Annotated in this window: 22 protein-coding genes; 3 read left to right on the top strand and 19 right to left on the bottom strand. The window is 71.9% G+C overall.

What is annotated here, in order from left to right; genetic code table 11:
• Nucleotides 1-13 precede the first annotated feature (13 nt).
• Nucleotides 14-667 (top strand): DUF6218 family protein, encoded by a 654-nt coding sequence (locus tag ABD691_RS02625; protein ID WP_344677703.1) that lies wholly within the window; start codon nt 14-16, stop codon nt 665-667.
• A 3-nt stretch (nt 668-670) separates the two neighbouring features.
• Here ABD691_RS02625 and ABD691_RS02620 read toward each other — a convergent pair whose 3' ends face one another.
• From ABD691_RS02620 to ABD691_RS02545, 16 genes are all read right to left on the bottom strand, one after another.
• Nucleotides 671-1,516: an alpha/beta hydrolase gene (locus ABD691_RS02620; RefSeq protein ID WP_344677725.1), complete on the bottom strand. Its 846-nt coding sequence runs from the start codon at nt 1,514-1,516 to the stop codon at nt 671-673.
• Between the two features lie 161 nt (nt 1,517-1,677).
• Nucleotides 1,678-2,103: a protein-tyrosine phosphatase family protein gene (locus ABD691_RS02615; protein WP_425564944.1), complete on the bottom strand. Its 426-nt coding sequence runs from the start codon at nt 2,101-2,103 to the stop codon at nt 1,678-1,680.
• A gap of 24 nt (nt 2,104-2,127) precedes the next feature.
• Nucleotides 2,128-2,775 carry a LuxR C-terminal-related transcriptional regulator gene (locus ABD691_RS02610; RefSeq protein WP_344677702.1) on the bottom strand — a complete coding sequence of 216 codons (648 nt, stop codon included), beginning with the start codon at nt 2,773-2,775 and terminating at the stop codon, nt 2,128-2,130.
• 42 nt (nt 2,776-2,817) lie between these two features.
• Nucleotides 2,818-3,426 (bottom strand): sensor histidine kinase, encoded by a 609-nt coding sequence (locus ABD691_RS02605; protein WP_344677701.1) that lies wholly within the window; start codon nt 3,424-3,426, stop codon nt 2,818-2,820.
• A gap of 103 nt (nt 3,427-3,529) precedes the next feature.
• Nucleotides 3,530-4,675, bottom strand: coding sequence for a glycosyltransferase (locus ABD691_RS02600; protein ID WP_344677700.1), 1,146 nt, complete (start codon nt 4,673-4,675; stop codon nt 3,530-3,532).
• Nucleotides 4,672-5,349, bottom strand: coding sequence for a LuxR C-terminal-related transcriptional regulator (locus ABD691_RS02595; protein ID WP_344677699.1), 678 nt, complete (start codon nt 5,347-5,349; stop codon nt 4,672-4,674). Before ABD691_RS02595 ends, ABD691_RS02600 begins: the two co-directional genes overlap by 4 nt.
• 95 nt (nt 5,350-5,444) lie before the next feature.
• Entirely contained in the window at nt 5,445-6,761 is a 1,317-nt protein-coding gene (locus tag ABD691_RS02590; RefSeq protein WP_344677698.1) for a glycosyltransferase family 2 protein, read from the bottom strand.
• Complete coding sequence (locus ABD691_RS02585; protein WP_344677697.1) at nt 6,761-7,912, bottom strand: glycosyl hydrolase family 18 protein; 1,152 nt, start codon at nt 7,910-7,912, stop codon at nt 6,761-6,763. The genes ABD691_RS02590 and ABD691_RS02585 overlap by 1 nt, the downstream gene beginning before the upstream one ends.
• A 9-nt stretch (nt 7,913-7,921) precedes the next feature.
• Entirely contained in the window at nt 7,922-8,899 is a 978-nt protein-coding gene (locus ABD691_RS02580; protein ID WP_344677696.1) for an NAD-dependent epimerase/dehydratase family protein, read from the bottom strand.
• Entirely contained in the window at nt 8,896-9,984 is a 1,089-nt protein-coding gene (locus tag ABD691_RS02575) for a glycosyltransferase (protein ID WP_344677695.1), read from the bottom strand. The genes ABD691_RS02580 and ABD691_RS02575 overlap by 4 nt, the downstream gene beginning before the upstream one ends.
• Nucleotides 9,981-11,306 carry a sugar transferase gene (locus ABD691_RS02570; protein ID WP_344677694.1) on the bottom strand — a complete coding sequence of 442 codons (1,326 nt, stop codon included), beginning with the start codon at nt 11,304-11,306 and terminating at the stop codon, nt 9,981-9,983. The genes ABD691_RS02575 and ABD691_RS02570 overlap by 4 nt, the downstream gene beginning before the upstream one ends.
• A 77-nt stretch (nt 11,307-11,383) precedes the next feature.
• Nucleotides 11,384-12,625, bottom strand: a complete 1,242-nt coding sequence (locus ABD691_RS02565; protein WP_344677693.1) for an NAD(P)-binding domain-containing protein — start codon at nt 12,623-12,625, stop codon at nt 11,384-11,386.
• On the bottom strand, nt 12,625-13,857 hold the full coding sequence (locus ABD691_RS02560) for a carboxylate--amine ligase (RefSeq protein ID WP_344677692.1): 1,233 nt from the start codon (nt 13,855-13,857) through the stop codon (nt 12,625-12,627). The genes ABD691_RS02565 and ABD691_RS02560 overlap by 1 nt, the downstream gene beginning before the upstream one ends.
• Nucleotides 13,858-13,871: 14 nt before the next feature.
• Nucleotides 13,872-15,212 carry a nucleotide sugar dehydrogenase gene (locus ABD691_RS02555; protein WP_344677691.1) on the bottom strand — a complete coding sequence of 447 codons (1,341 nt, stop codon included), beginning with the start codon at nt 15,210-15,212 and terminating at the stop codon, nt 13,872-13,874.
• A 187-nt stretch (nt 15,213-15,399) separates the two neighbouring features.
• Nucleotides 15,400-16,122 (bottom strand): polysaccharide deacetylase family protein, encoded by a 723-nt coding sequence (locus ABD691_RS02550; protein WP_344677690.1) that lies wholly within the window; start codon nt 16,120-16,122, stop codon nt 15,400-15,402.
• Nucleotides 16,123-16,248: 126 nt separating this feature from the next.
• A complete protein-coding gene (locus ABD691_RS02545) occupies nt 16,249-16,575 on the bottom strand; it encodes a hypothetical protein (protein WP_344677689.1) in 327 nt (108 codons plus the stop codon).
• A gap of 187 nt (nt 16,576-16,762) precedes the next feature.
• On the opposite strand from ABD691_RS02545, the gene ABD691_RS02540 reads away from it, so the two are divergent.
• Nucleotides 16,763-17,572 (top strand): ArsR/SmtB family transcription factor, encoded by an 810-nt coding sequence (locus tag ABD691_RS02540; protein WP_344677688.1) that lies wholly within the window; start codon nt 16,763-16,765, stop codon nt 17,570-17,572.
• Nucleotides 17,573-17,638: 66 nt separating this feature from the next.
• Here ABD691_RS02540 and ABD691_RS02535 read toward each other — a convergent pair whose 3' ends face one another.
• The 3 genes from ABD691_RS02535 to ABD691_RS02525 form a co-directional block, all read right to left on the bottom strand.
• A complete protein-coding gene (locus ABD691_RS02535; protein ID WP_344677687.1) occupies nt 17,639-18,703 on the bottom strand; it encodes a 2-oxoacid:ferredoxin oxidoreductase subunit beta in 1,065 nt (354 codons plus the stop codon).
• Nucleotides 18,700-20,535 carry a 2-oxoacid:acceptor oxidoreductase subunit alpha gene (locus tag ABD691_RS02530; RefSeq protein WP_425564946.1) on the bottom strand — a complete coding sequence of 612 codons (1,836 nt, stop codon included), beginning with the start codon at nt 20,533-20,535 and terminating at the stop codon, nt 18,700-18,702. The genes ABD691_RS02535 and ABD691_RS02530 overlap by 4 nt, the downstream gene beginning before the upstream one ends.
• Nucleotides 20,536-20,731: 196 nt before the next feature.
• Complete coding sequence (locus ABD691_RS02525) at nt 20,732-22,087, bottom strand: cytochrome P450 (RefSeq protein WP_344677685.1); 1,356 nt, start codon at nt 22,085-22,087, stop codon at nt 20,732-20,734.
• Nucleotides 22,088-22,269: 182 nt separating this feature from the next.
• On the opposite strand from ABD691_RS02525, the gene ABD691_RS02520 reads away from it, so the two are divergent.
• Nucleotides 22,270-23,223 carry an alpha/beta hydrolase gene (locus ABD691_RS02520; RefSeq protein WP_344677684.1) on the top strand — a complete coding sequence of 318 codons (954 nt, stop codon included), beginning with the start codon at nt 22,270-22,272 and terminating at the stop codon, nt 23,221-23,223.
• The last annotated feature ends 83 nt before the right edge of the window (nt 23,224-23,306 follow it).

Here is a 23,306-nt window from a genome sequence, read left to right as displayed (position 1 = left end):
AAAGGAGTCCCCAATGCTCGGTCATGCCGTGTTCGGGTCCGGCACCGGCAACGACGGCCGCGACAGCATCGCCGTGTGGCACGTCAGCATCGACTGCCGCAACGTCGGTGCGTGGATCTTCGCCTGCGAGGACGCGTTGCACGACAGCGCGACGGCGGCGCGGATCGTGGCCATCACCTCCGGGCGGGTCGTCGCAGGCTGGGACAACGAGGCCGCGCTCAGCAGGTTGGAGGAGATCCACCGGGTCGCCGGTGCCGCGGCCGGCACGCACGCGATCACCGTCCAGGAGCTGCTCGACGAGATCGCCGGGACCCGGGCCGAGTACCAGGCGCGGGTGCGGGAGGAGCAGGAGCGGAGCAGGACCGTGGCCGATCTCGCCTGGGCGGTGGAGCTGCCGGAAACCGCAGGCAGCGCCGGGGAACTCGCCCGGGCAGCGGGTTTGGCCGCACCGCCGGGAAGCTGCCCCGCGGCCGAGGACGCGCTGCTGACGTCGATGCTGCTGAACTGGTGCCTCCAGGCGTGGCAGGACACCACCGCCGCGCTCGGCCGCAAGTACCTCAGGGAGACCTTCGGAGAACCCCGCGAGCTGCCGGGGAAGTGGGAGGACGCCCTGCGCGCGGCGTACGCGGCCGGGCGGACGGCGCGGATGGCCGCGGTGTCCCGCTGACGGTCAGTCCAGGGCAGGGAGGTTGTCGGCGAGGAAGCCGACCATCTCCGCGCCGACGGCGTCGAACACCGACGGGTCGTGCCCACCGGGCAGGACGGTCACGACCGGGGTGTTCGAGTAGTCCTCGGCGAGCCGCATCGCGCCCTCCAGGAACGGGTCGACGTCACCGATCCACACCCCGACCGGGACGTTCCCGAGCAGGTCCAGGTGCCGCAGCGGGTCGGCGTCGTGCCAGTCCTCCTCGGTGGAGAACACGCCCTTCTCCCGCATGTGCTCCCAGTTCGCCGGGAGCGCGGGAGCCAGTTCGGCGACCGCCGCCAGCGGCTGCCCGGCCTGCTCGCGGCCGATCGCGTAGTTCAGCGCGCCGAAGCCGCCGGTCGATATCCCGGCGACGGCGAACGGGCGGCCCTCCTCGTCACCGAGACCGCGTTCCCGCAACCAGCCCGGGAGCTCGTCGGTGAGCATGCTCGACAGGTCGCCGTTGGCCGATCCGTCGTTCCAGTACGGGTTGTAACCACCGTCGACCGAGACCAGTCCGAACGGGGGAAGCACGCCGTCGCGGTGCCCGCGTTCGAGGGCGGCGAGGGTGTCGAACGGGATCGGGGTCGGTTCCACGCCGTCGCGGCCGTGCAGGTACAGCACCATCGGCAGCCGCTCGGCGGGGTCCGCGCCCGAGGGCCGGTAGGTCATCAGCCGGACGTCGGTCCCCCGGTGCTCGGAGTGCACGACCTCGTCCTGGACCACCGGCATCGCGTCGTCCACGACGGGAGCGGGCGGCGGCGGGACGGCCTCCGGAACCGCGCACCCCGCAAGCCCCAGCGCAGCCGCGGTCAGGCCGGCCGGAATCACGGTGCGCAACAGATTTCCCCAGAAAGCCACCCGGACAAGGTACCGAAAGGTCTGACCTATGCGGGCAACCTGGTTGCACAACGCACATCCGCTTCTGGAAGCGTATCCGCCCCGGGACCGCCCCACCGTGCTGGACGCGATCCCGGTACCCCAAACAACCCCTAGCCGAAGCGGGCGACGAAGCGGCGTTGCCAGGGCGTCTCGACGGCGTGCGCGGAGTAGTGCGCGCGGACGTACGCGACGGCCTCGTGCCCGGGCACGCCGTCGAGCACCGCCAGGCAGGCGAGCGCGGTGCCGGTGCGTCCGCGTCCGCCGGCGCAGGCCACCTCGACGCGCTCGTCCCCGGCCCGCTCCCACGCCTCGCGCAGCGCGGCGGCGAACGCCGGGCGGTCCTTCGGCAGCCAGAAGTCCGGCCACCGGACCCACCTGCTCTCCCACTCCACCTCCGGCGGGCGGCGGCCCAGCAGGTGGAGCGCGAACTCCGGACGTGCTCCCTCCGGGAGCGGATGCCGCAGCCCGCGCCCGCGCACGAGCCGCCCCGATGGCAGCGCCAGCACACCGGCCGCGGCCGGTTCCCAGGTCGTCACGATCCGCAACGTAGTGGATCACCTTCAGCGGACTGCCGACCGGTCCTCCGGGACCTCGATGAGGCTGTGGCGCAGCGCGAAGGACGCCGCCTCCAACCGCGAGTGCACGCCGAGCTTGGTCAGGATCGACTGCACGTGGCTGCGCACGGTCGCCGAGGACACGCCGAGGCACTTGGCCATCGAACGGGTCTGCGCTCCCTCGACGAGCAGTTCGAGGCACTGGCGCTCCCGCGCGGTCAGGTGCGATGCCAGCCTCCTGGCGTCGGTCGTGCCGCGCAGCTTCGGCGCGCGGGGGGCGGCCAGTTCGACCACCACCTCCCCGTTGAGCACCGCCCGGATCGCGGTGGCCAGCACGGTCAGCCCGCACATCTTGTTCACGTACCCGGCCGCGCCGCGGCCGAGCGCCTCGCGGATCCCGCGCACGTCGCCGTCGGCGGTCAGCACCACGACCTTGGTGCGGCAGGCGGTGAGATCACCGATCACCGACAGGCCGTCGCCGTCGGCGAAGTAGCGGTCCAGCAGGCACACGTCCGGCCGGTGGCGCCGCACGCAGTCGACCGTGCCCGCCGCGCTGGCCGCGGTGCCGACCACGTGGAAGTCGCGCTCCGGGAGCGCGCTGACCAGCGCGTCCACGAATATCTCGTGATCGTCCCCGAGCACCAGGTCGACCATCTTTCCTCCCCCTCGTCCGTGCCTCCGGTCCGGAGGCGTGTGCTAGCCGTCCGGCGCGAAGGTCAGCTCGACCCTCGTGCCTCCCCCGCGCGCCGTGCCGATGTGCAGCCGCGCACCGCACGCCCCGGCCAGGCCGCCGACGATGTCGAGCCCCAGCGAGGTCCGGCCGCGCGGACCCCGGCCGAAGCCGGGCCCGTCGTCGGTCACCGCGATGGTCACCGACTCGGTCCGCCGCACCGAGACCTCGACCGTTCCGCCGGGCCCGGCCGCCCGCGCGGCGTTGTCGACCAGGTTGGCCAGCATCCGCCACAGCGCGGTGCGGTCCGTGCGCATGGTGAACTCCTCCCCCGGCAGGAGCCGCACCCGCGCCGGTGCCGACAGGTCGGCCACCGACACCAGGTCGCCGACCAGGGCGCGCACCTCGAACACCTCCGGCAGTCCCGGCCGGACCTCGACCAGCTCGGTCAGCCGCGCCAGCTCGCGCTCCATCAGGTGCAGCCGGTCGCGGGCCGGTCCGGACAGCGGCACGTCGGCGTCCATCCCCTCCGCCAGGTAGGACAGCGTCGCCAGGCCGTGCCCGAGGTCGTGCAGCAGGCCCCGCACGTCCTGCCGTTCGAGACCGCCAGGTCTCCACACCAGTCCCCGTCGCACCCCAGCCCCCTTCCCGGACAACCCCTGTCATCCGGGATGTCGGGATGACGTTGAGTCTCGTTGCGACTCATGCACGGTGGGGATTTCGACTACTCCACGTGCATCACAGCGGCCAGCAACTTCCAGGCTCCTCGTCACGGTATGCGGCACGAAGCGTCTCCGCGAGCGCAGCCGCGTCGTGGTGGTGCTCGACCTTCGCGCGCGCCGCGGCGGCCATGCGCACGGCGTCGCCCGGCGCGTCCAGCAGGTGCCGGAGGGCGTCGGCCAGCAGTTCGGGACGCGCAGGCGGCGCGAGCAGTCCGGTCTCACCAGGAACGACGACGTCGCCCACCGCGTTGACCGCGGTCGCCACGACCGGGATGCCGCAGCGCATCGCCTCCACGACCGCCATCGGCAGTCCCTCGTAGCGGCTTGACATCGCGAAGACGTCGAAAGCTGGCAGCAGGGCGAGGGCGTCGGCCCGGTCGCCGGGGAAGACTAGGGGAACACCGGACCGCGCGGCGAATTCCCTTGCGCGGTCAGCGATCTCGCCGTCACCGATCCACACCCCGACGACGTCCGGGCGATCGACTTCCCGTAACGCCGCGACGAAGTCCTCCGGCGCCTTCTGGTACACGAGCCTGCCCACGGTGCCGATCACGGTCGCGTCCGGCGGCAGCCCCAGCGCGCGGCGGGCCGAATGCCGCGTCTGCGGGGTCAGCACCGGCGCGTCCTGCTCGACCGCGACGCCGATGGTGCGGATTCGCCGTGGTGGAAGCAGACCTCGGCGCAACGCTTCGACGGCGACGCCGGTTCCCACGCACAGCCCGACATCCGTGATGCGCCCGAGCCCGCGCTCGATGCCCACGTACGCGGCACGGCGCGGGGCGCGCTGGAACTCGTGGAACGGAAACCCGTGGTAGGTGTGGACGATCCGGGGCACCCGCGTGCGGTGCGCGGCGATTCGGCCCACCGCACCGGCTTTCGCGCAGTGCGTGTGCACGACATCGAAATTCCGTTGCGCGAAAAGGCGAATCAGGCGCCCCAGCGCCGCGAGGTCGTGGTGCGGCGCGATCGGCGCCCGCAGCCCGGGCACGACGACCGTCTCCAGCCCGGCGTCCTCGGCCTCGGCGAGCAGGCGGCCACCGCCGCCGGTGACGACGGTCGCCTCGTACCGGTCCGGATCCAGCGCGAGCGCCCCGCGCAGGGCCAGCGCCCCCGCACCGCCTTCCAGGCGGGTCACCACCGTGGCCACGCGCAGCGGCGTCACCGGCCCGACCTCGGATCCCGGACCCGCATCCCGGCGGCGGTGGCCACGCTGACCGCTTCGAGCTGGCTGTGCACGTGCAGCTTGGCCAGGATGCTGCGGGTGTGCGTGCGCACCGTTTCGGTGGAGATCTTGAGGTCCTCGGCGATCTGGCTGCCCCTGCGGCCGGACACCATGCCTTGCAGCACGTCGCGTTCGCGGTCGCTGAGCACGTCCAGCGGGCCCGAACGCTCGGTGGCCCGCACCGCGTCCTCACGAAGTTCGCCCAGGACCGCGCCGAGCAGTTCGGGCGGGAACCACGCGTGCCCCTCCCGCACCCCGCGCAACACCTCGGTGAGCTCGTCGACGCCGGACTCCTTCGACACCCACGCCGAGGCGCCCGCCCTGGCGGCCTCCACGGCCTGGTCCGGGTCGTGCTTGCCGGTCAGCACGACCACCCGCACGTCGGGGCGTTCCCGCTGGAGCCCGCGGATGAGCTCACCGGCGGCGGTGCCCGCGGGTTCCACGTCGATCGTGATGACGTCCGGCCGCAGCCTGCGCACCATCTCCGGCAGCCGCGGATCGGTGAGCTCGCAGCGCCCCACCACCCACAGATCGGGCACAGTGGACAACCGCACGCTCAGCGCTTCGGTGAGCATGAGGTGGTCGTCCACCATGAGCAGCCGCACGACGTTCACCCGTCCAACGATCCCGCCACCGATCCATCAAGTCCTCGTGCAAACGCAGGAGTTCGGCGTTCCTGCCGCCGGGGAGTTCCCGCCGCCGCGCGGGCTCAGCCCGCCCTGAGGTCGGGCCCCGGCCGCTCCAGCGCCTGCGGCGTCGCATCGACCTGCCTTCGGTCGGGGCTGCTCCACCGCCCGGTCCAGCCCCGCAGCCACGCCTGCGGCAGCGCGTAGAGCGCGATCACGGCGTCAACCACCCGCAGGAACAGGAACAGCGGAGCGAACAACAGGAATCTCGGCTGCCGCTGCATCACCGCGACCAGCACGGTGACCAGCAGGTCCGGCAGCACGATGCCGAAGCCGATCGATCCCAGCGTCAGGTACGCCGCGACCACGTCGTGGACCTCGGCCACGACCGGGAGGTCCTGCATGAACCCGAAGATCCTGGGCAGCACCAGCAGCAGCACCAGGAACGGCAGCAGCACCAGCATGATGCTGCTGGTCAGCAGTTCCAGCAGGATCAGCGCGAGCATCGCGGTGAACAGGTTCGCCCGCGGCGGGTGCAGGCGGACGGTCTGCCACAGCCCCAGCGACCAGCGCTTGCACTGCTTGACGTAGTCGCCGAAGGTGCCCGGCTCCTGGGTCTCGGCGATCGCCGACGGCGTGAACCCGACCTTGCCGAGCCGCTTCTGGTAGACCTCGAAGGTCATGTTGAAGTCCTCGATGACCAGCCCCGGCGGGTTCACCTCGATCGCGGGCAGCACCGCGGTCCGGTACAGGCTGGCGAAGCCGGGCACGATGTGGGTGGCGTTGAGCCGCCGCCAGGTCTGGCCGAACTTCAGCAGGTACTGGGTCATCGTGTAGATCCGCTGCCGGTGGAAGGCGACCGTGCGCCCCACCGGGGACTGCGCCCGCCCGCGGGTGGTCGACCGCACGCAGCCCGCGACCGCGACCACGCCGGGGTCGGCGAAAAGCGGCAGCGCCGCGCGGAAGTAACCGGGTTCGACGTGGGTGTCGGCGTCGAGCAGCATCACGACCTCGAACCGCTCCACCAGGCGGAACCGGCGGATCGCCTGCTGCAGCGCCCCGGCCTTGCCGATGTTGGTGGGCGTGGTGATCACGTGCACGCCGCACCTGCGGGCGAGCTCCACCGTCCGGTCGGTCGAACCGTCGGAGACCACGTGCACGTTCCGCCTCGGCACCAGCGAGGTGATCGCGTTGAGGCTGTCGACGATCACCTTCTCCTCGTTGTGCGCCGGGATGAGCACCGCGACGTCGTCGACGCCCAGGTGCACCGGCGCCGGTGCCGCCCGCCGCGCCCACCAGCGGCGGGTGGTGCTGTCGAGCAGCCTCAGCAGTCCTATCAGGCCCCACAGCGTGAAGTTCGCGCCGAAGACCACGATCGCCAGCACCCACCACGGAATCATCAGGCCCTCCCCCGGGATCTGCTCGCAGGCAGGCTGTTGCGCAGTTCGGGCCAGGTCCCGGCGTCCTCGTAGCCGTACATCCACAGGTAGACCCCGCGGATCCCGCTCCCGCGCGCCGCCTCGAACTTCGCCTTGGAACTCACCGAGTTCTCGAACCACACCTCGTGCGGGCGTCCCTGCGCGTCGGTGTAGCGGAACCACGGCGACTGGGTCGCCGGGTCGTAGGCGGTCTGCGCCCGGTGCTCGGTGGCCAGCCGGAACGCCTGCAACCACGTCACCGACGTCGCGTTGCCGCCGGACCAGTCGTAGCCGTAGAGCGGGATCCCGAGCACGATGCGGTCGCGGGGGATCGCGGTCGTGGCGTAGCGCAGCACGTCGCGGACCCAGCCGACCGGCGCGACCGGTCCCGGCGGCGAGGTCGCCCAGTGGTAGTCGTAGGCCATCAGCCGGACCTGGTCGGCGACCCGGCCGATCGCGACGTAGTCCTGGGCGACGTTGCGCTCGTCGTAGCCCGCGTCGGTGGTCTTGGCGAAAACCGCCACGGAGAGCCGTTTCCCGGACCCGTGCAGGGCGGTTCCCAGCTCGGTCACGAAGCGGGTGAACACCTCGCGGTCGCCCGCCTTGAGGTTCTCGTAGTCGATGTCGATGCCGTCGTAGTTCTCCCGCTTGACCAGCTCGACGATCTCGATGACGTGCCGCCGCATCTTCTCCGGGTCGTGCAGCATCCGCGCGACCGGCTCGTAGGACCACTCGCCGTTGGTGATGTTGGCCAGCGAGGGCACGATCGGGATCTTGGCCTCGCGCAGCCGTTGCAGGTGGCCCGCGACCTCGGTGGCCTGCACCGGCGAGTACTGGATGGTCAGCCTGCTGTCCTCGCCGAGCCCGTACATCCACGGCGAGACCTCGTTGACCGCCTCGTCGTTGCGCACCACGGTCGACGTGCCGTTGGCGAGGTTCCAGAACGGCAGCGACGCCACCACCAGCGGGCCCGGCGGTTCCGGGCCGCTCTGCCTGGGGATCGCCATCACCACGACCAGCAGCAGCGCCGAGGCGATCAGCACCAGGAACCAGATCGAGCCGCCCGTCCTGCCGAGCACGCCACCGGTGCGGCGCTTGCCGCGGCGGGATTCCCCCTCAGCTCTCTTCCACATCTGCCGGCCTCACTCCGCGACGGTCGCCGAGACCTGTCTGGCCCGGGTCTGCTCGATCACGACGGCACGGATGATGTCGTCGAGGGTGTGCACCGGCTCGAACCCGATCAGCTCCCGGGCCCGCGCGCAGTCCGGAACCCGGCGCTGCATGTCCTCGTAGCCCGGCCCGTAGGCGCGTTCGTAGGGCACCCGGACGATGCCGCTCGACGATCCGGTCATCGCGATGATCCGGGTGGCCAGCTCCTCGATCGACACCTGCTCGGAGCTGCCCAGGTTCACCGCCCGCCCCCGCGCCCGGTCCAGGCCGACCAGCCGGACCAGCGCGGGGACCACGTCGGCGACGTGGCAGAAGCAGCGCACCTGCCCGCCGGTGCCGAACACGGTCAGCGGCCTGCCCTGCAACGCCTGGTTGACCAGCCGCGGGATGACCATGCCGTAGCGGCCGGTCTGGCGCGGCCCCACGGTGTTGAACAGCCGCACGATCACCGCCCGCAGCCCGGACTCCCGCGCGTAGGCGTGGGTCAGGCTCTCGTCGATCGCCTTGGCCTCCGAGTAGGTCCAGCGCGACATCAGCGGCGAGCCGACCAGCCGGTCGTCGCTCTCGGTGAGCCCGACCTTCGGGTTCTTGCCGTAGATCTCGCTGGTGGAGGCGACCAGCAGCCGCGCGTCGTGCCGCACGGCCGCGGCCAGCACGTTCTCGGTGCCGTGGATGTTGGTCAGCAGGCTGTCCAGCGTCCGCTCCTGGATCACGAACGCGCCGACCGCGGCGGCCATGTGGAACACGGTGTCCACATCGGACACCAGCTCGTCCACCAGGTCGCGGTCCAGGATGGTGCCGCGCACCAGCCGGAAGCCGTCCGCGGGCAGGTTCTCCGGGCTGCCGGTGCTCAGGTCGTCGACGCCGACGACGGTGTGCCCGCCCGCCAGCAGGTGTTCGACCAGGTGCGAGCCGATGAACCCGGCCGCACCGGTGACCAGCGCTCTCATCGCCGTGCCTCCTGGAGTCGCGGGTACAGGTCGTCGATCCGCCCGGTCACCGCCTCGATCCCGTAGCGGTCCCGGACCTCGGGCACGTCGGCGCGCCCGCGGCCCTCGGCCACCTCGCGGGCGATCTCCGCGCGCAGCGCCTCGGCGTCACCCGCGACCTGGCGGGCTCGCGGGGTGCTGATCCCGTCCATCGCCGGGCAGGTCGTGTAGAGCGCGGGAATCCCGTTGGCCAGCGCCTCCAGCACCGAGAGCCCGAAGGTCTCCTGCTCGGAGGACGCCACGAACAGGTCCATCGCCGACAGCATCGCGGCCACGTCGTGGCGTTCCCCGGCGAAGACCACGTGGTCGGCCACGCCGTGCGCCTCGGCCAGCGCCTCCAGCCGCTCGCGCTCGGCGCCACCGCCGACGACCAGCAGCTTGGTCCGCTGGTCCAGCAGCGGTGCGATCGCGTCGATCACGAGGTGGAAGCGCTTGTTGGCGTCAAGCCTGCCGAGCACGCCGGCGACGAAGGCGTTGGACGGGATTCCGTGCTCGCCCCGCACCCGCAGCCGCGCGGCCGGGTCGAAGCGGACCCGGCCGAAGTCCACGCCGTTGGGGATCACGGTGATCTTGCGCGGCCGCACGCCCCAGTCCACCAGCCGCCGCGCCACGGTGTCCGACACCGCGATGGTGGCGTCCGAGCACAGGTCGGTGCCCAGGTACAGGGCGCGCACGCCCAGCGTCATGCGGCGCCGCTCCAGGTGCGTCTCGCCGATGGAGTGTTCGGTCGCCACAACGGTTTTCGTGCCCGCGAGGCGGGCGGCGAGCCGGCCGTAGACGCACGCCCGGTACAGGTGCGTGTGCACCACGTCGTAGCGGTCGTCGCGGATCAGGTCCCGCAGCCGGAGCACGGCACCGACCTGGGTGTTGCTGGTCATGCCGAGGTCGCGGACGCGGACGCCGTCATCGCGGATCATGGCCGCGACGTCGCCCGGGTTGTAGAGCGAGACCACGTCGGCGTCGTGGCGGGTGTGCTGGAGTATCGATCGCAGCTGGAGTTCGGCGCCGCCGACGCCGAGCCCGGTGATCACGTGCAGAACCTTCACCGTCGGCCTCCCATCGCCTCGGGATCTGTTTCACCAGCGGCGCCCGCCGCCCGGCGGGCGGGCCCCGGCCTGCGCCGCCGCGGGTTCCCGGGCCGCGCCCGGCCCGCTCGGACGCACTCCCCGGTCACGATCGCGGCCGTGCGGGCCACGATCACCAGGTCCATCCACAGCGACCAGTACTCGACGTACTGGTTGTCGAACCGCGCCCGGTCCGGGATCGAGGTGTCGCCGTGCAGCCCGTGCACCTGCGCCCAGCCCGTCATGCCCCCGGTCATGCGGTGCCTGTCGGCGTAGTGCGGTATCTCCTCGGCGAACCGGGCGGCGTAGCAGGGGCGTTCCGGCCGCGGGCCCACCAGCGACATCTCCCCGCGCAGCACGTTGAGCAGCTGCGGGAGCTCGTCGAGGTGGGTGGCGCGCAGCCACCGCGCCAGGGCGGTGCACTCCCCCGGCGCGACCGCCCACCGCTGCCCCGGATCGACCAGCGTGCGCAGCTTGATCACCCGCGCCCGCCGGTCGGTGCGGGTCACCCGCCACTGCCGGAACAGCGCTCCGCCGCGCGACAGACCGCCGAACACCAGCACCAGCGGGACGGCGACCAGGCCCAGCAGCAGGCACGCCGCCAGGTCGAACACCCGCTTTCCCAGTGCTGCCAGCGGATTCGCCCGCCGGAGCGGGAGCAGCGGGATCCCCCACAGGTCGTCCAGGCACCCACGCGGCAGCGCCAGCCCGAGCTCGGGCAGGTTCGGCACCACCCACACGTCGGCGCGCAGCGCCCGGACGGCGGTCACCAGCTCCGCGCTTCCGGGCGAGCAGATCAGCACCCGGTCCACCCGGTGCTCCGAGATCACCTCGGGCAGCTCGGCGACACCTCCGAGCGGCGCGGGCCCGGTCGCCGCGTCGTCGACGAAGCCCACCACCCGCAGCCCGAACTCCGGGTGTTCGCGGGTGATCCTCGCCAGCTGGTCCGCGGTTTCGCCGCCGCCGACGATCAGCGCCCGCTCGCACAGCCTGCCGCGCCGGTGCGCGATCCGCAGCAACGCGAACGCCGAACCGCGCACCACCACCAGCGCGCCGCTGGTGAGCACGCCCAGCAGCACAGCCCGCCCCGGAGGCGTCCACGGAAGCACGACCACGACCGCCGCCATCGCGGTCAGCGTCATCCGCGGCGCCTGGTCCCACACCCGCAGCGACACCCGCATCCGGTGCAGGCCCTGGCCGGACAGCAGGCACAGGACCACCGCTGCGCAGCCCAGCGCCGGGAGCAGCGCGTCCCCGGCCAGCACCGCGGCCACGACCAGCGCGACCGCGTCAGCCGCGGGCATCAGGACAGTCCGGACAGCACCACGGGGCGCCGGCACTGCGGCGGACCCGCGGTGCCCGGAAGGCAGGCTGGCCACGCTCATCTGCGCGCGCCTCCCACCGCTGCCAGCGGGCGGCGGGGCCGCGATGCGGCGATCCGCGCCGCCGCCGAGCGCACCGCGTAGTCGGCGCCGTAGACGAAGCGCATGACCGGCCCGTGCTCGGGCGCGACCACCGCTCCCATGAAGAACAGCCCCGGGACCGAGGACTGGAAGTCCCGGCCCACCCGCGGTGTTCCGGCCAGCGTCGCCACCTCCGACCGCAGCCGCGAACCCAGGAACGGCAGCCGCGCCAGGCTCGGCGGGTACCCGGTCGCGCCGATGACGTGGTCGGCGGTGAACTCGCGCGGGCCGTGCCCGTTGGCGCGCACCCCGAGCCGCGCCCGGCCGCCGTCCGGCTCGGCCCAGTCGATGCCGTGCTCCAGGTGCACCGGGAACCTGCCCTCGACCCGCTCGCGCAGCCACCACGCGCCCGCCGGGCCCAGCGCGGTGCGGGCGCGGTACACCCGGGTCTGCTCGGGCAGGTGCCGGAACCACTTCGGGTGCTCGGAGTAGAACCAGGTCGACAACCCGGACCCGAGTCCCGCTTCCGGTTCCCGCATCCGGCGCAGCAACGGCCGGTCGGGCGTCAGCGGTCGCCCGTTCCAGGCCAGTGCGGACGAACGGACCAGCAGCCGGGGCCGCGCACCCTGCTCGTGCAGCAGCGCGGCCGTTTCCAGCGCCGACTGGCCCCTGCCGACCACCAGCACGTCGCGGCCGGCGAACACCCCGAGATCGCCGTACTGCGAGCTGTGCGTGCACAGTTCCGGAGGGAGCTCGGAGAGCACGCGCGGCAGGTGCGCGAAGTGCTCCACCCCGGCCGCGACCACGACGCTGGCTGCCTCGACCAGGGACCCGTCCTCGAGGGTCACCTCGAAGTTCTCGCCGTTGCGGCGGACGTCGGACACCAGCCGCTCGTCGACCTCCAGGCCGAGGTCCTGCCGGAACCAGTCGCCGTAGGCGATGAAGTCCGCCAGCGACACCGGCACTCCGTAGTCGGCGTAGTCGCGGCCGGTGTCCCGGCAGAAGTTGCGCAGCGTGTGCGTGCGCTTCGGGTCCGACAGGTTCGACGCGAAGCCCTGCGACTTCAGGTACATGCCCTTCGGCATCGCGTTGCGCCACAGGCCCATCGGCACCCCGAACTGCCGGTAGGACACCCCGGCCGCCCGCAGGTGGGCGGCCAGCGAAAGCCCGTACGGCCCGGCGCCGACCACGGCTACCTGAACCACGTCGTGCTCGGTCATCATCGACTCTCCTTCCCCGCCCGCAGCGGCAGTTTCCGCAACGGGCGGCCCGCCGCCCGTGCGCCCATCCACAAACACATCAACGCGAACGGCACGAGGTCGTCCGCGGCGAACCAGGCGGTCTCGCCGACCGCGCGCATCGACCTCGCCCACGTCAGCGGATCGAGTTCGCCGTCACGCCAGTAGCGCAGGGCGGCGATCGGGTCGTAGTTCTCGACCAGGAAGCGCCGGCCGGGCACCGCCTCGCCCGGCGGCACCGGCTGGCCGGTCAGGTCCAGGTACGCCGCCAGCGCGACGTCCACCCCCGCCGTGTCGGTGAAAAGCCGGAACTGCGCCCCCAGACGCGGGTTGAAGTCCAGCAGCTTGTACTGGGAATCCCTTGCGTCCCAACGGAAATCCAGGTCCACGATGCCACGGAAGCCGATCCGGTGCAGCAGCTGCTCCGCCTGGCCCCGCAGCTGCGCGTTCTCCGCCCAGCGGCCGAGGCTGGTCAGCCCGGCGTGCGCCGGGTAGGAACGCTCCTTGAGCCCGACGAACGCGGCCCGGCACCGGGAGTCCCGGTCGCAGTAACCGTGGAAGAACCAGTCGTGGTCGCGCCCGCCCGGCAGGTACTCCTGGAGCAGCAGGCTCGCACCGGCGCCGAGCCGGTACACCTCGGCGAGGTCCTGTCCGTTGTGGACGATGGTGGTGCTGCGCAGCTCGCCGCCCTTGCGCCACGGCGTCGCGAGCTTGGCGACGAGCGGAAATCCCGTCCCCGCCGCGAACTCCTCGGCCTGCGCGAGGGTGTCCACCATCGCCGCCTCGGCGCACGGCACCCCGAGCTCGCGGCACATCCGGTGCATCGAGTACTTGCCCGCCACGGTTCTGGGCAGGTGCCGCGGCGGATCGGGGAAGTGGAACCACTCCCGCAGCGCCGCGCCGTGCTCGGCCAGGAAGATCGCCCCGGCGTCGTCGGTCGGGAACAGCACCGAGACCCGGCCGATCCGCTCCGCGACGCGCCGCAGCCCGCGCAGGACCTCGTCCACGTCGTCCGGGTCGGGCCGCCACACCCAGTGCCCGCGCAGGTAGCGCGAATGCGCCGCCGGCGCGTACGCGTGCTCCTGCACCGCGTAGACCGGAACGCCCACCCGGCCGAGCCCGCGGATCACCCCGAGGCCGCCGTGGTGCATGACGTTGGGGTCCAGCTTGAACACCACCGCCGGAACCGACGTGTCGAACCCGTTGCCGCCCATCGGGCACCTCCCCGTCACACGAACTTCCGGTGCGGGGCCTGGTCGAACTGGTAGGTGGCGTCGAGGACCAGCGGGCACAGGGACGCCCAGCCGTAGTCGAACCCGGGGTGCAGGGTGTGCATCAGGACGAGGTCCCAGTCCGGTCCGCCGGGCTTGCTGCGCAACGAGCTGCCGTCGGCCAGCCGGACCTCCGGGACCAGCGGGTCGTGGTAGTCCACGTCGACCCCGGCTCGCCGGAGACCGGTGATGATCGGCAGCGCCGGGGACTCCCGCAGGTCCCGCACCCCGGCCTTGTAGCTGACACCGACGACCGCGACCCGCGCGTCCCCCGGCGCGAGCCCGGCGTCGGCGAGCTCTTCGAGCACGCGGTCGACGACCCGTTCCGGGCGCTGCTCGATCGAGGTCATCGCCTGCTCGATCATCGGTGCCCGGACCTGGTGCCCGCGCAGCTGCCAGAGCAGGTAGTGCGGGTCGCACGGGATGCAGTGCCCGCCCACGCCGGGGCCGGGGAAGCTGCCGAGGAAGCCGTAGGGCTTGGTCCCGGCCGCGACGGTGACCTCGATCGGATCGAGGTCCAGGTCGTGGCACACGTCGGCGATCTCGTTGGCCAGCGCCAGGTTCACCGCGCGGAAGATGTTCTCGTAGAGCTTGGTCAGCTCGGCCGCCTCCGGCGAGCTGACCAGGTACACCGAGTCCGTCGAGCGCCGGATCACCCGGGCCGCCCGCTGCGCGCACCGGCTGGTCACCCCGCCGACCACGCGCGGGGTTTCGCGCTGGGTGTGGTCGAGGTTGCCCGGGTCGATGCGTTCCGGGCTGAAGGCCACGTGCACGTCGGTGCCGATGCGCATCCCCCGCCGCCGCAGCGGTTCGGCCAGCAGCAGCCGGGTGGTGCCGACGAACGTCGTGGACGTGAGGATGATCGTCTGTCCGGTGCGGGCCTGCTCCGCGACCGTCTCGCACGCCGCGCGCAGCGCCGAGAGGTCCGGCGTGTGGTCCTCGTCGACCGGGGTGGGCACGCAGACGATGACCGACTCCGCCGCGCCCAGCGCCGCGGGGTCGTCGGACAGCCGCAGCCGACCGGACTCCAGGACCCCGGCCAGGCCCAGGCGTTGGTCGTCGGGCAGGTCGACGTCACCGGCCCGGATCTCGCCGAGCCGCCCCCTGCTGATGTCGAAGCCGGTGACCGCGGCACCTCGCGCCGCCAGCGCGTAGGCGGTCGGCAGGCCGACGTAGCCCAGTCCGACCACGGCGATGGCCTCGCCGGTGCGCCCGTTGTGCTCGGTGAACGGCACCAGTCGTTCGAAAAGCTGGTACTCCCGTCCGTTGACGGCCAGCGCGAGTGGGTTCGCGGTCACTGTTGCCTCCCCGTTCCGGTGTGGGGCCACGGGAGCAACCGTCCCATCGCGACACCGCACGCCCCTCCTCCAGCTGGGTTAGCGCACCTACCGAAAACGCGTTACCCCGCAACGGATCTCCTCCCGCGGAGCGCAGACTTCCGCCCGCTGCCGCCGATTCGGCGGCAGCGGGCGGGTCGTTTCCGGCTCAGCGCATGGCGTGCCGCAGCCGCTTGGCGGTCAGCCGGACGTTGCCGTCGCGGTCGCCCACGTAGGTGCGCGGGAGCGCGTGGCGTCCGCTCAGCGCAGAAGGCCAGATCGCGCAGCCGTAGTCGTACCCGCTGTCGCGCACCACCTGCCGCACCCGGCGGTCCAGCCTGCCGTAGGGGTAGCAGAAACCGCTGACCTCCTGACCGGAGACCGCGCGCAGCACGTGGCGGCTGCCCGCCACCTCGTCCAGCAGCTCGCCGTCGTCCACTTCGGACAGGTGCTGGTGCAGCCTGCCGTGCGAGCCGATCTCCATGCCGAAGTCGGCCGCCAGCCGCACCTGGTCGGCGGTCATGAGCTGCTTGACCGGGCCGTCCGGGTCCCAGCGGTTGGTGCCGCCCATCCGGCCGGAGATGACGAACACGGTCGCGGTGAAACCGTGCCGCACCAGCGCGGGCAGCACCGACAGCAGGAAGTCCTCGTAGCCGTCGTCGAACGTCAGCCCGACCAGCCGCCGCCGGTCACCGGCGGCCATCAGCTCCCGCATCGCCACGCCCCGCAGACCGCGGCGCTCCAGCCAGCACAACTGCTGTTCGAACCGGGCCGGGTCCACCGTCACCTGGTACGGATCGGACGAGTACTCGGTGACCGAGTGGTACATCAGCACGTACGGGAACGCCCGCCCCGTGGTGGGCGCAACGTGCTCGTGCAAGGTCCACGCCATGATTTCCGCCGCCCCCCTCGGCCGCACATCCCCACGCAGCACGGTACGGAGCGGGCACTCCGGCCGGATCCGATTGCCGGGGTAACCCGGCTACCCCATCGGCACGAGCTTCACGGCACCCCGTTCTCACAGCGCCCCGTACTCACCGACCGGGCGCCCCGCCACCCAGGTCTGGAGGACGCCGGTGCGCCAGGCGGGTCCGTCCCGCAGCGGATCCCGGTCGAGCAGGGCCGCACCACGACTGCCCAGCGCGCCGTCGACGTAGAGCTTCACGGTCCGCACGCGGAGCATGTGCCCGTGCGCGTCGTTCAGGCCGTGGACGAGCACGCGGCCGCGGCCGTCCACGCGCCGGGCGCCGCCCGCGTTGGCCACGTCCAGCCCGGCGATCCGGTCGTCCGGGCCGATGAGCAGGTTGGCGAACTCGCGAGGGCCGGAGCCGGTGAGCGTGATCAATCAACCGCCGGGAGGCATCGCCCCCGCCCAGCCCGGCTCCTGCTTGAGCCCAGCGCCGCTTCTCCTTGAGCCCCGCGCTCCTGCTTCCTCCCAGCCCCGGCGGCCACCGAGCCACCCCGGCTTGACATGCAGCCGAAAGGCTGCCTATTTTTCATGCAGCCGATCGGCTGCCTTTTCGAGGAGGGGCATGGACGAGGTGTTCAAGGCGCTGGCCGATCCCAGCAGGCGCAGGCTGCTGGACAGCCTCAACGAGCGCAACGGCCAGAGCCTGCGCGAGCTGTGCGCGGGCCTGGACATGGCGCGGCAGTCGGTGAGCAAGCACCTGGCGGTGCTGGAGGCCGCCGGGCTGGTGACCACCGCGCGGCGCGGGCGGGAGAAGCTGCACCACCTCAACGCCGCTCCGATCACCGCCATCGCCGACCGCTGGATCGGCCGCTACCACCGCGAGCGGGCGCACGCGCTCGCCGACCTCAGGACGGCATTGGAGGCCGGACCCATGAGCAATCCCGTGTTCACCTACACGACCTACATCAACACCACCCCGGAGCGGCTCTGGCAGGCGCTGACCGACCCGGCCTTCACCCGCCGCTACTGGGGCGGCACCGAGCTGGTCTCGGACTGGGAGCCCGGTTCGCCGCTGCTGTGGAAGGACGGACCCGACGGCGAGGCCAAGGACCTCGGCCAGGTGGTCCTGGAATCCGAGCCCCACCGGCGGCTCTCCTACACCTGGCACGCCTTCCAGCCCGAGCACGCCGAGCACTTCGGCTGGACCGAGGAGGAGTTCCGCCGCCACCGGGAGGAGAAGCGCTCCAGGGTGACCTTCGAGATCGAGCCCGCCCGCTCCGGCGTGCGGCTCACCGTCACCCACGACGACTTCGAGCCCGGCAGCGTGATGCACCAGGCGATCAGCGGCGGGCTGGAGGGCAGCGGCGGCTGGCCGGAACTGCTCTCCGACCTCAAGACGCTCCTGGAGACCGGCGACCCCATGCCCGCCTGAACCCCGGTGCCGCGCGAAGGGCCCCGGCTGCCGCGGAAGCCGGGGCCCTTCGACGAGGTCACGCCGTCAGATCGTCCAGGTGTCGCGACCGGTGAGCAGGGCCTGCAGGTCCGGCGGGCTGCTCTGCTGCGCCTCGGCCACCTGCGCGCGGGCCAGGTCGTCGTAGGTCGGCCGCCTGGTCGCCCGGAAGATGCCCGTGACGGTCGGGTTCAGGTCCTGACCGCCGAGCCTCGACAGCGCGAACGCCAGCGACGGGTCCTCCCGCTCGGCGTCGTGCACCACGACGTCGCGCTCGTCGACCTCGGACAGCTTGGCGACCCGCAGGTCCCCGTCGCTGTCGCGGACCACGCCGCAGCGCTCGTCCTCCGGGCCGAACACGACCGGCTCGCCGTGGCGCAGCGGGATGATCCGGCGCTGCTTCTCGTCGTTGTCCTTGAGCACGTCGAACGCGCCGTCGTTGTAGATCGGGCAGTTCTGGTAGATCTCCACCAGGGCGCTGCCGCGGTGCTCGGCCGCCGCCCGCAGCGTCTCGGTCACGTGCTTGCGGTCGGAGTCGATGGTGCGCGCGACGAAGCTCGCCTCCGCGCCCAGCGCCAGCGACACCGGGTTGAACGGGTGGTCGAGCGAGCCCACCGGGGTGGACTTGGTGACCTTGCCGACCTCGCTGGTCGGCGAGTACTGGCCCTTGGTCAGCCCGTAGATCCGGTTGTTGAACAGCAGGATCTTGAGGTTGACGTTGCGGCGCAGCGCGTGGATCAGGTGGTTGCCGCCGATCGACAGCGCGTCCCCGTCACCGGTGACCACCCAGACCGACAGGTCGGGCCGCGAGGTCGCCAGCCCGGTGGCGATCGACGGGGCCCGGCCGTGGATCGAGTGCATGCCGTAGGTGTTCATGTAGTACGGGAACCGGCTGGAGCAGCCGATGCCCGAGATGAACACGATGTTCTCCCGCCGGAGCCCCAGCGTCGGCACGAAGCTCTGCACCGCGTTGAGCACGATGTAGTCTCCGCAGCCCGGACACCACCGGACCTCCTGGTCGGACTTGTACTCCTTGGCCGACTGCTTGCCTTCGGCGGTCGGCACCCCGGCCAGCCCGCCCAGTGCGGGAAGACCCAGATCGGTGGTCGTCACGCGGACACCCCCTGCACGACATCGGTGAGCACGTTCTGCAGCTCCTCGGCTCGGAACGGAAGACCCGCCACCTTGGTGTGGCTGACCACGTCGACCAGGTAGCGCGCCCGCAGCAGCATGGCCAGCTGCCCGAGGTTCATCTCCGGCACGATCACCCTGTCGTAACGCCGCAGGACCTCGCCGAGATTCCCGGGCATCGGATTGAGGTGGCGCAGGTGCGCCTGGGCCACCGGCATGCCGTTGTTGCGCACGCGGCGGCACGCCGCGCCGATCGGCCCGTAGGACGAGCCCCAGCCGAGCACCAGCACCCGCGCCTCGCCCGACGGGTCGTCGACCTCGACGTCCGGCACGGTGATGCCGTCGATCTTGGCCTGCCGCAGGCGGACCATCCGGTCGTGGTTGTCCGGGTCGTAGGAGATGTGCCCCGGCCCGTCGGCCTTCTCCAGGCCGCCGATGCGGTGCTCGGCGCCCGGCGTGCCCGGCACCGCCCACTCGCGGGCCAGCGTCTCCGGGTCGCGCAGGTAGGGCCAGAACTCGCCGGAGCCGTCCGGCGCGTTGGGGCCGGTGGCGAACTCGACGCCGAGGTCGGGCAGCTCGTCGACCGCCGGGATCAGCCACGGCTCCGAGCCGTTGGCGATCGCCCCGTCCGACAGCAGCAGCACCGGCGTGCGGTAGGTCAGCGCGATCCGCGCCGCCTCCAGCGCCATGTCGAAGCAGTCCGCGGGCGAGCGGGGCGCGACGACCGGCACCGGCGACTCGCCGTTGCGGCCGTAGAGCGCCTGCAGCAGGTCTGCCTGCTCGGTCTTGGTCGGCAGCCCGGTCGACGGGCCGCCGCGCTGGATGTCGCAGACCAGCAGCGGCAGCTCCAGCGTCACCGCCAGCCCCACGGTCTCCGACTTCAGCGCGAGTCCGGGGCCGGAGGTGGTGGTCACGCCCAGCGCGCCGCCGAAGGAGGCGCCCAGCGCGGCACCGATGCCGGCGATCTCGTCCTCGGCCTGGAACGAGGTGACCCCGAAGTTCTTGTGCTTGGCCAGCTCGTGCAGCACGTCGGAGGCAGGCGTGATCGGGTAGCTGCCCAGGAACAGCGGCAGCCCGCTGCGCTGCCCGGCGGCGACCAGGCCGTAGGCGAGCGCGAGGTTGCCGGTGATCTGGCGGTAGGTCCCGCCGGGCAGCGTCGCGGGCGCGACCTCGTAGGTCACCGCGAACGACTCGGTGGTCTCGCCGTAGTTCCAGCCCGCCCGGAACGCCAGCACGTTGGCCTCGGCGATCTGCGGCTTCTTGGCGAACTTCTCCCGCAGGAACCGCTCGGTGCCCTCGGTCGGCCGGTGGTACATCCACGACAGCAGGCCCAGGGCGAACATGTTCTTGGCCCGCTCGGCGTCCTTGCGGGACAGCCCGGTCGACTCCACCGCGCCCAGCGTCAGCTCCGCCATCGGCACCTCGTGCACCGTGTAGGGCTCCAGCTCCGGGCTGTCGAGCGGGCTGGACTCGTAGCCGACCTTGGTCAGGTTCCGCTTGGTGAACTCGTCGGTGTTGACGATGAGGATGCCGCCGCGCGGCAGGTCGGCGATGTTGGCCTTGAGCGCCGCCGGGTTCATCGCCACCAGCACGTCCGGCCGGTCGCCGGGGGTGAGGATGTCGTAGTCGGCGAAGTGCAGCTGGAAGCTGGAGACGCCGGGCAGCGTCCCGGCGGGGGCTCTGATCTCGGCCGGGAAGTTCGGCAGCGTCGCCAGGTCGTTGCCGAAGGCCGCCGCCTCCGAGGTGAACCGGTCGCCGGTGAGCTGCATGCCGTCGCCGGAGTCACCGGCGAATCGGATCACCACCCGGTTCACCTTGCGCGTTTCGCTGCCCTGGCCCCCAGCGGGATCCGGCCCCGTCTCGTCCGGGGGCCGGTGCCCGTTCGTCGTCACCAATTGACCTGATTCCCCTTCAGCGCGCGTGCACGACGTCCGCCAGTGTGAGCGGACACACCCTCCGGCAAAACGATACCGCCCGTCCGGGAGTTCCTACCCCCAGTAGTGGGCAGGTTCAAGCAGGGCGGCGCGCGGTGACCTTGCGGGTGTAGCGGACCCGGCAGGGGCTCTCCGGCCACTTGGTGTGGGCACCCGGAACCGGTCTCGGATTCCGGTCGAGGAGTTCCAGATCGAATTCGCGGAACAGGTGGGCGAGGGCGATGGTCATCTCCAGGTAGGCGAAATGCACTCCGAGGCAGCGGTGCACGCCTCCTCCGAATCCGACGAGGTACCTGGTGTCCTTCGGATTCTCGGCGAACCGCTCCGGCCGGAATTCGTGCGGATCGGGGTAGAGTTCGCCGAGCCGGTGGGTGACCGCGGGCGAGATCATCAGCATCGCGCCGCGCGGAATCGTGTAACCCTGGTATTCGAAGGTTTCGGCGGCGGTCCGCGCCATCGTGAAGGCGACGGGGTGCAGCCGTTCGGTTTCGTGCAGCGCGTGGTCGAGGTACTTGAGCCGCCCGACGTCGGACAGGGTCAGCTCCTCGGCGGGTTTGCCGTCGAGCACGGCGTGCGCCTCCGCCACCACCCTGGCCAGCTTGTCCGGGTGCTGGAGCAGGTCGATGACCGCCCAGCTGATGTGGCCGGTGGTGGTCTCGTGTCCCGCCCAGCTGAACAACAGGATGAGGTTGATCAGCACCTGGTCGGGCACCTCGTCGCCGTCGTCGTAGCGGGCTTCGATGAGCGTCTGCAGGAAGTCGCCCGGTTCCACCGGGTCGCGGCGGCGCTGCTCGATCAGCTCGCCCATCAGCCGGTGCAGCCGCCGCTTGGCGCGTCTGCTGCGCAGCAGGTGCGGCAGTGGCAGCCAGCCGGGCATGATCGGGTCCATGCCGGCCGAGAACCGGCGGAAGGTCTCGAAGAACCCGTTCTCCAGCCGCGCGGAGAAGTCGTGGCCGAGGAACGCGCGGGCCGCGATCCGCATGACCAGCGGGCCCATGGTGCGCACCAGGTCGAATTCCCCGGCATCGCCGAGCGCACGGTCGAGATCGACGACTTCGTCGACCATCGTGCGGACGTAGTTCTGGAGTTGCTTTCCCTGGAACCGCGGCAGCACCAGGGCGCGCTGCCTTTTGTACTCGTCGGCTCCGGCGAAGAAGTAGAAAGCCGGGTCGAACATCCGCACGAAGAACGGATAAGCGGTCCGGATCGACAGCCGCTTGTCGGTCTCGGAGAAGAAGAACCGATTGTGCTCGGGGCCGATGAACATGTACGCGGTGCGCCCCGGAATGCGGACGGAGAACGCCCTTCCGCATTCCGCGTGGCCGCGTTCGGCGATTCCGACCGGATGCCGGATGAACTCGGCCGCGTGCCCGATCACCGGCCGCGCCCCGGACAGCATCGGAGGCGAATCCGGCGGTGTGATGTCGGTCATACCGGGAGAGTAACGGGTGTTTACCGGGGGCTGTAGACGCTGACCGAGTGACCGGGCGACGGCCGCGCGTCCCGCCGCAGGAGATCGACTCCTGCTGCATCCGGGTGACGGTCGCTTCCAGGGCCGGGACGCCTCCGGTTACATCGGCCCGAGTCGCCACCACAACCCCTCAGGAGGTCCCGATGCCGCTACATCCCGACGCCGAACGCCTCCTCTCGGCCATGCGGGAGCGGATTCCCGATCTCGGCGGAGCGGTCGTCGACGCCGCGCAGGCGCGGGCGTTGTTCGCCGAACTCGCGCCCGAGCACCAGCCGGTGCCGGTGCACCGGGTCGAGGAGCGCGGGATCCCGGGGCCGGGCGGCGCGCTCCCGGTCCGCGTCTACTGGCCCGCGGTGAGCGAGGCGGAACCGCCGGTGGTCGTCTACTTCCACGGCGGCGGCTGGGTGCTCGGCGGACTCGACAGCCACGACCTGCACGCGCGCAACCTCACGAACGGAGCCCGGGCGATCGTGGTGTCGGTCGACTACCGGCTGGCGCCCGAGCACCCCTTCCCCGCTCCCGTCGAGGACGCCTGCGCCGCGCTGGCCTGGGCCGCCGAGCACGCGGCGGAGCTGGGCGGAGATCCGGCGCGGATCGCCGTCGCCGGCGACAGCGCGGGCGGCAACCTCGCCACCGCCGCCGCGCTGATCGCAGCCCGGCAGGGCGCGCCGCGGCCGGTGTTCCAGCTGCTCGTCTACCCGGTCACCGACCACGACTTCACCACGGAGTCCTATGTGGACGATGACGGCCGCGGGATGCTCGCCCCGGCGCACATGCGGTGGTTCTGGGACCTGTACGCGCCCGACGCCGCCGACCGGGACGACCCGCGGGCCTCGCCGCTGCGCGCGCCCGACCTCGCCGGCCTGCCGCCGGCGCACGTGGTGGTGGCCGAGTGCGATCCGCTCCGCACCGAGGGCGAGCGCTACGCCGAGCGCCTCCGGCTGGCTGGCGTGCGCACCAGCCTCCAGCACTGCGCGGGTGCGTTCCACGGCTTCGCCGGGTTCACCGACGTGCTGCCGTTCGCCGCGGAGGCGATGGCGGAGGCGTATTCCGCGACGGCGCGAGCGCTGGACGTCCCCGAGCCGGAGGCGAGCTGAAGCCGGGTCCGGTTTTGGTCGGTGCTTTTGACTCCTTTTACTTTCCCGGAGCTGAATCGTCTTTTCCGGTTAAATGTTATTGA

The organism is Saccharopolyspora taberi, assembly GCF_039534165.1.
GTDB lineage: Bacteria > Actinomycetota > Actinomycetes > Mycobacteriales > Pseudonocardiaceae > Saccharopolyspora_D > Saccharopolyspora_D taberi.
This window is presented reverse-complemented; position numbering and strand designations above follow the sequence as displayed.